Source organism: Lysinibacillus sp. FSL K6-0075 (genome assembly GCF_038592945.1).
Classification (GTDB): Bacteria; Bacillota; Bacilli; order Bacillales_A; family Planococcaceae; genus Lysinibacillus; species Lysinibacillus fusiformis_F.
In genome coordinates, this window is the sequence record NZ_CP151947.1 from 2,461,055 (window position 1) to 2,473,838 (window position 12,784).

At 40.4% G+C, this 12,784-nt stretch carries 13 protein-coding genes; 10 read left to right on the forward strand and 3 right to left on the reverse strand.

The features are described from left to right. Positions 1-150 precede the first annotated feature (150 nt). From MHB65_RS12075 to MHB65_RS12095, 5 genes are read left to right on the forward strand one after another with little or no spacing between them, the layout of a single operon-like run. Positions 151-1,329: an acyl-CoA dehydrogenase family protein gene (locus MHB65_RS12075; protein WP_342443652.1), complete on the forward strand. Its 1,179-nt coding sequence runs from the start codon at positions 151-153 to the stop codon at positions 1,327-1,329. A gap of 47 nt (positions 1,330-1,376) precedes the next feature. Beyond that, a complete protein-coding gene (locus MHB65_RS12080; RefSeq protein ID WP_342443653.1) occupies positions 1,377-2,954 on the forward strand; it encodes an AMP-binding protein in 1,578 nt (525 codons plus the stop codon). Between the two features lie 39 nt (positions 2,955-2,993). Beyond that, entirely contained in the window at positions 2,994-4,229 is a 1,236-nt protein-coding gene (locus MHB65_RS12085) for an MFS transporter (RefSeq protein ID WP_342443654.1), read from the forward strand. A gap of 16 nt (positions 4,230-4,245) precedes the next feature. Next, on the forward strand, positions 4,246-5,433 hold the full coding sequence (locus MHB65_RS12090; protein ID WP_342443655.1) for a serine hydrolase: 1,188 nt from the start codon (positions 4,246-4,248) through the stop codon (positions 5,431-5,433). A gap of 42 nt (positions 5,434-5,475) precedes the next feature. Continuing rightward, on the forward strand, positions 5,476-5,862 hold the full coding sequence (locus MHB65_RS12095; protein ID WP_342443656.1) for a DUF202 domain-containing protein: 387 nt from the start codon (positions 5,476-5,478) through the stop codon (positions 5,860-5,862). Between the two features lie 97 nt (positions 5,863-5,959). Here MHB65_RS12095 and msrA read toward each other — a convergent pair whose 3' ends face one another. After that, positions 5,960-6,484 (reverse strand): peptide-methionine (S)-S-oxide reductase MsrA, encoded by a 525-nt coding sequence (msrA, locus tag MHB65_RS12100; protein WP_342443733.1) that lies wholly within the window; start codon positions 6,482-6,484, stop codon positions 5,960-5,962. A gap of 174 nt (positions 6,485-6,658) precedes the next feature. Here msrA and MHB65_RS12105 point away from each other — a divergent pair, with 174 nt between their 5' ends. The 3 genes from MHB65_RS12105 to MHB65_RS12115 all read left to right on the forward strand — a co-directional run bounded on the left by MHB65_RS12105 (position 6,659) and on the right by MHB65_RS12115 (position 9,336). Beyond that, entirely contained in the window at positions 6,659-7,609 is a 951-nt protein-coding gene (locus MHB65_RS12105; protein ID WP_342443657.1) for an LCP family protein, read from the forward strand. 64 nt (positions 7,610-7,673) lie between these two features. Then, a complete protein-coding gene (locus MHB65_RS12110) occupies positions 7,674-8,873 on the forward strand; it encodes an AI-2E family transporter (protein ID WP_342443658.1) in 1,200 nt (399 codons plus the stop codon). A gap of 97 nt (positions 8,874-8,970) precedes the next feature. Beyond that, positions 8,971-9,336, forward strand: coding sequence for a cupin domain-containing protein (locus MHB65_RS12115; protein ID WP_205443492.1), 366 nt, complete (start codon positions 8,971-8,973; stop codon positions 9,334-9,336). A 51-nt stretch (positions 9,337-9,387) separates the two neighbouring features. Here the strand turns inward: MHB65_RS12115 and MHB65_RS12120 are convergent, their stop codons facing one another. Continuing rightward, entirely contained in the window at positions 9,388-10,569 is a 1,182-nt protein-coding gene (locus MHB65_RS12120; protein ID WP_342443659.1) for an aminotransferase class I/II-fold pyridoxal phosphate-dependent enzyme, read from the reverse strand. Positions 10,570-10,820: 251 nt separating this feature from the next. Here MHB65_RS12120 and MHB65_RS12125 point away from each other — a divergent pair, with 251 nt between their 5' ends. Together MHB65_RS12125 and MHB65_RS12130 are read left to right on the forward strand one after the other, a co-directional pair. Continuing rightward, entirely contained in the window at positions 10,821-10,991 is a 171-nt protein-coding gene (locus tag MHB65_RS12125) for a hypothetical protein (protein WP_342443660.1), read from the forward strand. Between the two features lie 14 nt (positions 10,992-11,005). Beyond that, a complete protein-coding gene (locus MHB65_RS12130) occupies positions 11,006-11,821 on the forward strand; it encodes a hypothetical protein (protein ID WP_342443661.1) in 816 nt (271 codons plus the stop codon). Between the two features lie 46 nt (positions 11,822-11,867). Here the strand turns inward: MHB65_RS12130 and MHB65_RS12135 are convergent, their stop codons facing one another. Then, a complete protein-coding gene (locus MHB65_RS12135) occupies positions 11,868-12,662 on the reverse strand; it encodes an enoyl-CoA hydratase/isomerase family protein (protein WP_066036778.1) in 795 nt (264 codons plus the stop codon). Positions 12,663-12,784 lie beyond the last annotated feature (122 nt).

Consider the following 12,784-nt stretch of genomic DNA (forward strand, 5'->3'; position numbering starts at 1 on the left):
ATTATATTCAAGTATCTATGATATTTTACCATTTTACTTTATTCACAGCCATATATAAAATAATGAGCAAGAATATTTTTATTATTCTAAAAATTTAAAGTGAAAACGTTTTCGTTCTGAGATTGAACGAGAGTTGGAAAGGAGTATAGTATGCAAGCAACAGGGACAATTGAGTATCTTGATCAGTTAAAGGAGAAGTTACGAGCGTTTATTGACAATGAACTATTACCGTTTGAACGGGAGCATGAAATGGATGCAGAGCAGAAGATTTCGATGGAGCAAATTACATGGGTTCGAAAGCGATCAAAGGAGCTTGGATTTTATGGTATCAACCTACCAAAGGAGTTGGGAGGGCAGTCGCTTAGCTTAAAGGGACTATGTGTTTTAAAGGAAGAGCTTGCAAAATCAGGCGCGGTTTTATGGGGGCATGTTTTGGGTGAAATCGGTGGGCCTTTACGTATTGGTCAGATGGTAAACGTTTTTATGCCAGACCAATTAACAAAATACGTCATGCCAGTGATTAATGCTGAAGCGGGTTGTTGTTTTGCATTATCAGAACCTGGTGCAGGATCTGATGCCCGTGCCATTCAAACAACAGCTATACGGGATGGTGATAGCTACATATTACATGGGAAAAAGCATTTTATTAGCGCTGCTCCCTATGCTGACTGGGCAATTGTTTTGGCAAAGGAAATGGTAGAGCCAACTAATGTAAGCGTTACTGCCTTTATTGTAGAGAAACAGACAGAGGAACGACCAGGTTTTGAACTCGGCAAAATTCAAGTGCCTATATCGGGAGAACATAGTACAGCTGAGCTAATTTTTAACCAATGCCGAGTGCCTTCTACAAATATTCTCGGTCAACGAGGCAAGGGATTGATGCTGGGGCTTAACAGAATCAATGAAAACAGAGCGTCTTGGGGAGCTACCTACCTTGGGGTAGCACAACGGCTATTAGATGAAGCAGTTGACCATGCCAAAGAGCGTAGACAGTTTGGTAAACCAATTGCGGAATTTCAAGCTATTCAACATATGTTAGCGGAAATGGCCACTGAACTCTATGCAGCACGTTGTATGCTCTACGATGTGATCGAACGTATGGACCATGGTGAAAACGTGAGAGGGCAAGCATCTATGGTGAAACTGTATACCTCTGAGGTTGCCAATCGAGTGGCAGACAAGGCAGTTCAAATCTTGGGTGGTCAAGGGTTAATGAAAGGACATCCTGTAGAGAAAATGTATCGAGATGTACGGATGTTTAGAATTTTGACGGGTACATCTGAAATTCAGAAAAACATAATAGCTAAAGAATTGCTGAGTCAATCATAAATACATCGTCTTTCGAAACGATTATTTACCTAAAGGAGGAAGTTTACATGGATGCTATAACGTTTCAAGCTTTTCTATTTACTAGTTTAAATAAATTTGATAGACAGCCAGCGCTTACTTGTGTAGAGACAAATGAAACGATTACTTATAAGACATTACGGGAACAAGTTGATGCGGCAGCAAGCCAGTTAGTTCGTCTTGGCGTACAAGTCGGAAAGCGTGTTGCAGTTCTCATTCCAAATAGTATTGAAAATGTTGTCTACAATCTTGCTGTCAGTCGGTGTGGAGCTACGGTCGTTCCGTTAAATGATAAGCTAGGCATGAAGGAAATTGAGTTTATTTTAAGAGATGCGGAGCCTCAAGTCATCATTATGGCCACGCAGAAGCATATAGCATCTGTTCTAAGCTATCAACAAGAAATCGGCAAACAAACCGTTACTGTTGTTGGTGTGCCGGGGTTTGGCATTGACTACCCGGAAGAATTTTATCGTATGAAGATAGAGCATAAAAAAGGCTGTGACGTCTTTCCTGATGCCTCATTAGATGATGTAGCCATCCTATCCTACACAGGTGGCACAACTGGAACGCCAAAAGGAGTCATGCACTCTCAGCGAGGTTTTGGGGCCTCTCTGATGGCTTCTTGCATGGAGTATCCATATGATGACCGAGACAAGGTGTTGTTTTGTACGCCCATTATCCATGCGGCAGGCGTGTTGCTACAAAGGTCACTTGCATCCGGATGTCATGTCTATATCATGAAGGCATTTCATCCACAACAATTTATGCAAATTGTACAAACGGAGCGGATTACAAGCACCTTTGTTGTGCCAACGATTATTTATCGGCTAATTGATGAGGCCAAGCAAAAAAACTATGATGTCAGCTCATTACGCAATATCAATTATGGGTCATCACCCATTTCCTCTGAACGTTTGAAAGAAGCGTTTGAAATTTTTGGTCCTATTTTTAGACAGCAGTATGGCATGACGGAATGCAGTATCGTCATTGCCAGATTGACAAAAAGCGATCACTTTTTTGCCTATGAGCACAATTTGGAGGTGTTAAAGAGCTGTGGAAAACCGTGTATGCTTACCCAAATTCGCTTAGTCGACGATAAGGGCCAAGACGTTCAACCATTGCAGCCAGGTGAAATTGCAGTCAAAACACCTTCTGTATCCATTGGTTATTACAATAGACCTGATCTAACAGCAGAGGCATTTCAGGATGGCTGGTTCTTTACAGGTGACATTGGACAATTCGATGAACAAGGCTATCTTCATATTGTCGAACGGAAAAAGGATATGATTATTTCGGGTGGCTTCAATGTGTATCCTGCTGAAGTAGAAAGAATTGTGAACCAGCATTCGAAGGTGGCTATGTGTGCTTGCATCGGCATCCCGCACAATGATTGGGGGGAGGCGGTTTGTTTAGTCGCAGTGCTACGTGAAGGTGAAACGTGTACGAAAGAAGAATTAATCGAGTTTTGTAAGCAACGTACCGCTTCCTATATGGTGCCAAAGGAGATTATTTTCGAGACATCTTTACCACTTACAATGGTAGGAAAGATTGATAAGAAAGCGCTAAGAAAACCTTTCTGGGAAGGAGCGGCACGTTTAGTGAATTAGAAAGAAGACTTACCCATTCAATGAAAAGGAGTGTGTGAAATGCAAGTGTATGCGGCTGATAAAAAGCGTAAATCGATCATTATTATACTCTTATTTTTAGGGATGTTATTAAGTCATATTGATAAAACATCCATGAACGTCGCCATTATTCCTATTCAGAAAGCCTTAGACCTGAACTCTTTTGAAGCTGGTTTAGTGTTGAGTATTTTCTTTTTTAGCTATGCTCTGATGCATCCGATCGGTGGATGGCTTACTGATAAGTATGGTGCACGAAATGTCTTGTTTGTTTCCGTCATTGGATTTTCATTTTTTACAGCTCTGACAAGCCTTGCCTGGTCATTTATTTCACTCCTCTTCATTCGTCTCCTATTTGGATTAGCGGAAGGCAGTGTTTTTCCAGCTAGTATGCGCTCGATTGCTGATAACTTTGGAGAAAATGAACGAGGTCGAGCAAGCTCATTCTTTCTATCTGCGCAAACTGCAGGTGGTGTAATAGGCTCTATAGCGATCGGTTTTTTGTTGGTTTCATTCGGATGGAGATGGATGTTTGTTAGCATTGGGATTGCAGGCGTTTTTATAGCCTGGGCCATTTGGGCTTATTTGAAGTCTTCAGATGATAAGCAAAGAGCAGCTGAGGCACAAGCTAGCAAGAAAATCCATTATAAAATGGTGTTTAAAACGAATAATTTTTGGAAATTTCTCTTTACGAAATTCTTTTCTAATATCGTGAATTGGGGAATGATTACATGGATGCCCTCTTATTTGGTTAGTCAAGGATTGGACTTGTTATCGGCAAGTGCCTTAATGGCTATTCCATATATTTCTTCCTTTATCATGTTTAATGTAAGCGGTTTGATACTAGATAAATATATGGTAGGTAGAGAAAAATATCTAGCAATGGGCGGATTACTAGCTTCGAGTGTCTTTTTATATTTAATGTTTCACGCATCGTCTGTCACGCTTGGGATTGTTTATTTGACGTTTAACGCGATTGCAATCTCTTTTATTGGAACAGCCTTGTATACAATGATTATTAAGTATTCAGATCAGGAGTTATCTGGTTCTGTAACAGGATTTGTTTCCTTCGGTGGGCAGATTGCAGGAGGGATTTCACCACTGGTTATCGGGTTCATTCTGACAGTTTTTAATGGTTCGTATACTGCTGTCTGTTGGTTTTTAATTGTTTCTGCATTAGCGGGAGCAGTAGCAGCACTAACGATTACAAATAAAGTAAAAGAAGCTAAAGAAGATATGCTGATCGGGCATTCTTTTTAAAGAAGGAGCGTTGTCTATGCAAAATGGAACAGCAACGATTAAACAAGCCTTTCCGCCAAATCAGGAGGATATCATCACGAAAGATAATTGGTTTACTTCAAAGAAGCATTTGCAGGGCTATTGTCATTCAGGTGAATTGAGCCCCTGCCGAATGATCTGGAAAGGAAGCCAAAAGCCAAGCTTATTATCATATGCCGATGATTCATTAGATTTGGCCACTATATACGTTCATAAGCATGAAAGTGTTTTAGCCTATCTTGAAAGGACCAATACAGATGCCTTTCTTGTGTTGCATAAAGGGAAAGTTTTATATGAAAACTATTTTAATGGCTATCCATTCTATCAGCCTCATGCATTGAACTCTGCATCAAAGTCATTTGTCGGGTTAATTGTGGGTTTACTAGCTGATGAAGGGGTACTAGATCTAACTAAAAAAGCTTTCTATTACATTCCTGAATTAGAAGGAACAGGACTAGGCGAGGGTACAGTTCAGCAATTGCTTGATATGCAAGTTCCTGTGAAGTATATGGAAGCGGATACGCCTATGGGAATAGGGCGGGGCACCCCTATTTTTATCGCATCTGGTTCGATACCAAAACCTGAAAACTATCATGGACCGGAAAATCTATATGAATTTATGGTAGCAAGTAAACGAGCTATTCCCCCTGGTACGGTATTTAAGTATGAAAATGGCCAAACAGAAACATTAGGCTGGATCATTAAACGATTAACAGGTAAAAATCTAGCTGAATTAATTCAGCAATATATATGGTCTAAATTAGGGGCAGAAGAAAATGCTTGCATGCATTTAGATGGCATTGGCACAGATATAGCTAGTGGCGGTATGCGCGCAACCTTACGTGATTTAGGGCGTTTTGGTAGCATGATGTGTAACAATGGTTTTTATAATGGTCAGCAAATTATTCCCGTGCCAATCATAAGGGAAATCCAAAAAGGCGGAAATCCACAATTACTTGAGGAAAGTAATCATCATTATCTTCCAGGGTTTTCCTATCATAATCAATGGTGGATTAGTCATGATCAATACGGAGGATATTCAGCACGAGGAAAGTTTGATCAACAAATCCACATTGCACCGAAAACCGAGACCGTCATTGTCAAACTATCTTCCAATTACTCACCTCAGCCAGAAGGAATGCAAGCATGTCAGGCCATTATAGCCTATTTAGCTAAAAACGAATAATGTGAAAGCAATTGAAAATGGGATAGGGAAGGGTTACCGTTTATGGAGGGATTCAATACATGGAACGAAGGAGCGAACAATAGTGTACAGTATGCCCAGCAGCATTTAGCGAACGAAAGAACGTACTTAGCTTGGATAAGGACTAGCATTTCGATTGTCGGAGTTGGATTTTTGACCACCTCCTTGCATTTTACGATTAAAATAAATTTGAATGATTCTATTCATATCGTAGCCATCTGTCTTGGCATTTTTGCCTGCATCATTGGGTTTATTATAGGTGTTTTGGCAACCTTTCAATATGCAAGAAAAAGAAAAGAAATTCAGGCTGGACGATTTTATCCTTCCAATCATTGTATTTATATGATTTCTAGTCTTTTTTCTCTGCTGATTTTGATTATCTTTCTGTATCTTTCGTTCTTGTTATTTTGATAGGCAAGGAATCACTTGAAAAATATTGGCTTTCCAATAGAAAAACACGTATTTTTGATTACCTATCAAATAATACGTGTTTTTCATGTTCTCTAGCTTATTCTTTTTCCCAATGCTTCGTAATGAACGTATCACGGCCAGAAACGGCACGGTCTTGCTGATAGTGTTCCGTTTCCTTTTTATAATAATCTTGGTGATAGTCTTCCGCTGGATAGAAGCGTTCAGCATCGCGAATTTTGGTTACAATAGGTTTATCAAAGCGTCCGCTATTGGCAAGCTTTTCTTTCGAGGCCTCTGCGATATGCTTTTGCTCATCTGTATAGGTAAAGATAGCGGTTGTATAGGATTCGCCACGGTCATGGAACTGTCCATACGCATCCGTTGGGTCAATTTGCATCCAATAAATATCAAGGAGCTGCTCATAACTAAAAATAGCAGGGTCGAATTCGATTTCGACGACTTCTAAATGGCCTGACGTTCCTTTTTTGACATCTTCATAGGTTGGGTTTTCTAAATGGCCACCCATATAGCCAGAAGTCACTTTATGTATACCATCCCACTCGACGAATGGCTTGACCATACACCAAAAACATCCGCCAGCAAATGTCGCTTTTTCTATCATTTGAATCATCCTTTCTTTTGTGAAAATATTATAGCATTGTTTTGCTCCAAACTGCGCAAATGGGTGTAAAATAACGATTAGATAGAAAATCATGGAATAGATCCTTTTCAAAATGAAACTTTCTAGCTAATCAATCGTTACATTAACTATATCAAAATAGAGGAGTTAGTTGTTATGGAAGAGCAAGATTATACGAGACGCTCCCAACGTCCAAAAAAGCGTAGATTACGTAAAGGGAGAGCAATTTTCACACTATTACTACTGTGTATCATTGTGATTGTCGGCTATTCGGTCATGCAATATCGCAGTGGACTAGAGCTAGCCAATGACACGAAAGTAGCACAGGAAGATTTTACGGGTGATAGTATCAAAGGGGATATCGAAAACTATTTGATTTTAGGGGTCGATACACGTGGAGAGGAAAAATCACGTACCGATACAATGATGGTATTATCCTGGAATAAAGCAAACAACGATATTAAACTCGTATCCTTTATGCGCGATATTTACGCGGATATCCCAGGCTATCAATCCTATAAGCTTAATACAGCCTACTATCTAGACGGCGTCCAGCTATTGAAGGATACATTGACAAATATGTTTGGCCTACCGATTCATCATTATGCACTAATTGATTTTAAAAACTTTGAATCCTTAGTGGATATTTTAGCGCCAAATGGTGTGGAAATGGATGTTGAAAAGGACATGTCTGAAAACATTGGCGTAGAGTTAAAGCAAGGTGTTCATCGTTTAAATGGACAGGAGCTACTAGGCTATGCTCGTTTCCGTCATGATGCGGAAGGAGATTTTGGTCGTGTTGCGCGTCAGCAAAAAGTCATTGAAGCGTTGAAATCGGAGCTATTAACGCCTACCAATATGTTGCATTTACCAAAATTCGTCGGAGCGGCACAGGGTTATATCACAACAGATTATTCATCCTCTGAGGAAATGAAGCAAGTGCTTAAATTGCTATCAAAGGGCAAGGTCAACATTGAGAAAGCAACCATTCCTATTGAGGGGAGCTATCAATTCCAAAACTTTAGCCATGCAGGTGATTCCATTGTCATTGATGTGGAGCAAAACAAGGCATTTTTAAGCGATTTTTTAGGTATTTCACTAGAGTGATTTTTCGCAAAAACCAACATTATCCTGTAATATAAAGGTAGAGCATTTGGATTGGGGTGGATCTATGGAAAAAGAGAGACCAAAAGAGCGTTCAAACCTGTTAGCAACTAAGTTTATTCGTTTTTTAGGTGGTAGAAACCTATTATTTACACTGGTGATTTTATTACTAGTGGCATGTGTTATTTTTATGTTTAATCAAGTTTCCTTTATCTTTACCCCGCTTCAAGTATTATTTGAAGTAGTGATTTTACCAGGGGTACTAGCCGTCATTGGCTACTATTTATTACGCCCATTGCTGGCGATACTAGTACGATGGCGCATCCCAAGAATATGGGGTATTTTAATCCTCTACATTGCAGTCATTGGTGTCATTACGTTACTCGTGGTGCTAGTCTATCCGTTTTTACGCGACCAGTTCACCAATTTAGCACAGGAATTCCCAGAGTACTTCATGGCATTTACGCAAAACATTGTAGAATTTCTGAATCATTCACGTTTTAATGAGTACTTAGATAAAATTAGTTTTAATTTTGATGAAGTGTTGAATAACTTCACAACGGATATGGTAAAAACAGTGAAGGATATGGCTACCAATGTAGCACAGGGTGTGGCATCTGGGATTACGGGCTTCCTATCAACGTTAACAGGTATTGTGCTATCACTTGTAACGGTGCCATTCATCTTATTTTATTTACTAAAAGAGGGCGAAAAATTACCGAAATTTATGCTGAAAGTGTGCCCACCGCGTATGCGTAAAGAAGTAACTGACATTTTCCACGACATGGACAAGCAAATTAGTTCGTACATACAGGGGCAAATTTTAGTATCCATGTGTATTGGCGCAATGGTGACGATTGGCTTCTTAATTATTGGCATGAAGTATGCTTTATTGCTCGGCTTCCTTGCGATGATTACCAGTGTGGTGCCTTATTTAGGTCCCGTTATTGCGATCACACCAGCTGTCATTATTGCCCTTGTCACGTCCCCGTTAATGCTAATTAAGCTAGCCATTGTATGGACAATCGTTCAGTTAATTGAAGGGAAATTTATCTCGCCACAAATTATGGGGAAATCACTCAGTATTCACCCAATTACGATTATCTTTGTGTTATTAACGGCAGGCTCGTTATTTGGTGTGCCAGGTGTTATTTTAGGGATTCCAGGCTATGCAATCTTTAAGGTGCTTGTCACGCATTTATTCAAGCTCTTTAAGCAGCGCTATAACCGTTACGAGGACGACGTTCATCAAAAATATGATATCTAATAAAACAGCTACTGTTCTTATGGCAGTAGCTGTTTTTTGCTGTGGAAAATAGCATTATGGTATGCTATGAATAGACTCAAAGCAAGGGGGAATGGAAATGGCATACATACCGATTAATTTTCAAGAGAAATTAGCTAAATTCCAAGAGCATTGGTCACCAAAGGTCATTGCTGAAATGAATGATTATCAATTTAAGCTCGTCAAAGTTCAAGGGGATTTTGTCTGGCATAAGCATGATGATACGGATGAAGTGTTTATCGTCCTTGAGGGGCAGTTAATCATCGAATTCCGAGATGGTGAAGTAAGCTTGCAAGCAGGGGAAATGTTTGTGGTTCCGCGCAATGTGGAACATAAACCCTATGCGGCATCAGAGTGTAAAATTTTGCTTGTAGAGCCTGTTGGTGTCGTGAATACAGGTGAGGAACAATCAGAGCTTACCGCAGAAAACGATGTGTGGATTTAACCTTCATAGAAAAACCCTTCCAACAAAACGTTAGAAGGGTTTTTAAATTGCCTAATTTTTGCTTTGGGCCAATAATTGTACTTTTGCTAAGCGATCCACAGCTTCTTGCAGAAGTTCCTTTGGTTGGACTAATGCTAAACGTAAATAGCCTTGTCCTGCAGTACCAAATACGGTTCCGGGCACTGTGACAACGCCTGCTTGTTCAATCAATTGGAAGGCTAGTTCTGTACAATCGATAGCATAGGGATATTTTGCCCAAACGAACATTCCACCATCTGATGGTGCTGCCTCCCATCCTAAAGCTTGTAAGCCATTCATCAGTGTTTTATGACGTTGTGAGAAAGTGGCACGTAAGCTTTCCGTAATTTCCTCTGCGTTATCCAGTGCAACGACAGCCGCATCCTGGATAGGCTCGAAAATACCGAAGTCTAAATTTGATTTTAATTGCTTGATAACAGCGATCATTTCTGCATTTCCTGCGATATAGGCAATACGTGTGCCCGCAAGACTAAAGCTTTTCGAGAGGGAGTTAATCTCCATGCCGACTTCTTTTGCTCCTGGTGCAGCTAGGAAGCTAATGGGGCCATCTCCCGTAAAATAGAACTCTGAATAGGCCGCATCATGGAGAACAATAATATTATATTTTTTGGCAAAGGCAATGACTTTTTCAAAGTACGCTAATGAAGGCATCGCTGGTACAGGATTTCCTGGCAAGTTTAAAATCAATAGCTTTGCTTTCTGGGCAATATCTTCTGGTACAGCGTCTAAATCAGGTAAATAATCGTTGTCAGCTGTTTGAGGCATGTAATAAGGTGTTGCGCCAGCTAAGTGAATTCCTGCGTCATATGCAACATAAGCTGGGTTTGTGGATAAGACGATGTCTCCTGGATCACAAAAGGCGATGGGTAAATGCACTAAGCCTTCTTGCGAGCCAATTGTTTGAATAATTTCTGTTGCGGGATCTAGATCGACGTTACTACGGCGCTTATAGTAGCGACTCACCGCATCATAAAAACGCTGTGTGCCTGTCAGTGTATAGCCGTAAGATTCAGCTAAACCTGCGCGATAGGAAAGATGCTCACGGATTTTAGCATGTGGGGGAAGATCAGGACTTCCTAAGCTTAAGTCAATTAAGGTCATGCCTTTTGCTTGCTGCTCGTGCGCAAAATTTTTCAAATCTCCGAAAATTGCTGGTGTAAATAATGACATTTTTTTAGATGGTACGATTTTCAAAACTAGTACACTCCTTGTAGTTGTATAACAGAATAGTAGTTCACATTTTATCATACTGAAGCACAGAAAGGGACAGATATTCTGAAAAAAGAAAATATTTATATAATGGAGAGGATGCGTGCGTAGGCTAGCGAAAATAGATTGTCTGCTGTTGGGAGAAGCTACTATAAATTCCTTCACAAAGGAAATTGTATTATACTGAGTATAAAGTTTTTTAGGTGGGGTGAGTCTTATGCGAGACGAGCTACCATATGCCAAGCAAATGCTTGAAGAAACCACAAGACAGTCCTGACATCAAATGCTCAATTGGTGGATTGGTCAGCATCATCATTTCAAAGCATGGCAAAGGATGCCCATATGTCAGCCTATTTGAAGCAAGTATGGTATGCATGTTATCACCAGATGCGAAAACGATTTTGTAAGGGGGAAGAGGGCAGTGAAGGTATATTCATTAAGCGGACCAAGCGGCACAGGCAAAAGTACAAGTGCGCTTGCCTTTGCCCATAAATTAGGGGTGGAGGCCATTGTTGATGATGGATTACTCATTGTGAATGGCGTTAGAGTTGCAGGCCTTTCTGCTAAATTTGAAAAAAATACAATTACTGCTGTACGGCGTGCCATTTTTACAGATCCAGCCCATCGTGAGGCTGTCCAAAAAGCGCTAGCTCATCATCAGGTACAGTCTATTTTACTTATTGGCACATCGATTAAAATGACGAATAGTATTGCCAAACAGCTAGAGCTAGGACCGATTGAACATTATTATGATGTGGAGGATGTCCGTTCTTTTAAGGAAATTCAAAAAGCCCGCTTTATCCGTCAAACACAGGGTAAGCATGTGATGCCGATCCCCTATAGACAAGTGGAGCAAAATTTCTTTAAACGATTGGTGCAAAAGGGCATGGAGATTTTTTCATCGAAACGAGAAAAAATCGGGGAAACGACGATTGTGCGTCCTGATTTTCAGCGGGAATATATAGAAATCAGCAAGCCTGTTTATGTACAGCTACTGACATACTGCTGTAGTCAACAGGCGATTGTACAAAAGGTGGAGCAGGCACAATTTGTGTTAGGGGATCAGGTTCAAGCTATCCTCACTATTCAGGTGAAGCTACCAATCGATTATCCATTAGCAGCCCGTTTATTGGCATTACAACAAGCGGTGCAGGAAGATTTTTATCTACATTTTGGCTATGAATTAGATGCTATTCATGTGCATGTTAAAACAGCTATACAAAAGAAAAAGGCGTAAAAAACAGGTACTCCGCTCGCACATTGGCGTTAAGAGTACCTGTTTTTTATTTTGGCTGACGGGTAAATTGAGGCTGGCGTTTTTCCACAAAGGCACGACAACCCTCTGCGAAATCACTGCCCACAAATGGCGAAGAGCCTTGCCATAAGGTCGGCACACTATCGAGACATTCCTGAACGGATTGCTTCACGGCAAGTAAGGATTCAGGGGACATCCCTGCAACAAGCTTGCCCATTCGAATCATGTATTTATTTAAATCCTTTTCAGCTACTAGGTAGTTAAGCAGCCCAAGCTTGAAAGCTTCCTCTGCTTTAAACATTCGTCCCGTAAAGACTAAATCCTTGGTTGTGGCAGGGCCGACGAGCTGAACTAAACGCTGTGCAAATTTGTTATTTAAAGTAATCCCTAATTTACCGACAGGAATGCCGAGCTTGGCCTTGTCGGAGCCAATACGGATATCGCAGGCTAAGGCTAATTCCAAGCCAGCGCCCATTGCCGGACCGTTGATGACGCCAATCGTTGGAATTGGTAGGCGCTCAATGGTTGAAATGGTCTTTTCCATATGTACAAACGCTTCTTCAGCTTGCTCAAGAGAGATGGCATTGAACTCTTTAATATCAGAGCCTGCTGTAAAGCTTTGGCCAGAGCCTCGTAAAATCAGTACTTTATTTTTCGGATTATCTAATACTTGTAGGGCAATCTTGGCTAATTGATCCCACATGTTTGCCGTTAATGCATTTTTTGCCTGTGGTCGATGAATCGTAATAATTGCTAGCCCAGCTGTTTCTTGATAAATAATTTTCGCATCTTCTGCTTCCAGTCGAGTCGTTTTTACTTGCATATCGGAAAGCCTCCTACATGTTAGTGTCTATCTTTATTATATAACACAATCAACGATAAACACGAAATGATACGAATTTTCACATAAAATTGCGTTGTTATACAAGAATGTAGGGAATAGTA

Bases quoted from the DNA above. Each gene is read 5' to 3' on its own strand.
- MHB65_RS12090 (WP_342443655.1), top strand. From the start codon at position 4,246: ATGCAAAATGGAACAGCAACGATTAAACAAGCCTTTCCGCCAAATCAG.
- msrA (WP_342443733.1), bottom strand. From the start codon at position 6,484: ATGATAGAAAAAGCGACATTTGCTGGCGGATGTTTTTGGTGTATGGTC.
- MHB65_RS12115 (WP_205443492.1), top strand. From the start codon at position 8,971: ATGGCATACATACCGATTAATTTTCAAGAGAAATTAGCTAAATTCCAA.
- MHB65_RS12125 (WP_342443660.1), top strand. From the start codon at position 10,821: ATGCCAAGCAAATGCTTGAAGAAACCACAAGACAGTCCTGACATCAAA.
- MHB65_RS12095 (WP_342443656.1), top strand. From the start codon at position 5,476: ATGGAGGGATTCAATACATGGAACGAAGGAGCGAACAATAGTGTACAG.
- MHB65_RS12105 (WP_342443657.1), top strand. From the start codon at position 6,659: ATGGAAGAGCAAGATTATACGAGACGCTCCCAACGTCCAAAAAAGCGT.
- MHB65_RS12135 (WP_066036778.1), bottom strand. From the start codon at position 12,662: ATGCAAGTAAAAACGACTCGACTGGAAGCAGAAGATGCGAAAATTATT.
- MHB65_RS12080 (WP_342443653.1), top strand. From the start codon at position 1,377: ATGGATGCTATAACGTTTCAAGCTTTTCTATTTACTAGTTTAAATAAA.
- MHB65_RS12075 (WP_342443652.1), top strand. From the start codon at position 151: ATGCAAGCAACAGGGACAATTGAGTATCTTGATCAGTTAAAGGAGAAG.
- MHB65_RS12085 (WP_342443654.1), top strand. From the start codon at position 2,994: ATGCAAGTGTATGCGGCTGATAAAAAGCGTAAATCGATCATTATTATA.
- MHB65_RS12110 (WP_342443658.1), top strand. From the start codon at position 7,674: ATGGAAAAAGAGAGACCAAAAGAGCGTTCAAACCTGTTAGCAACTAAG.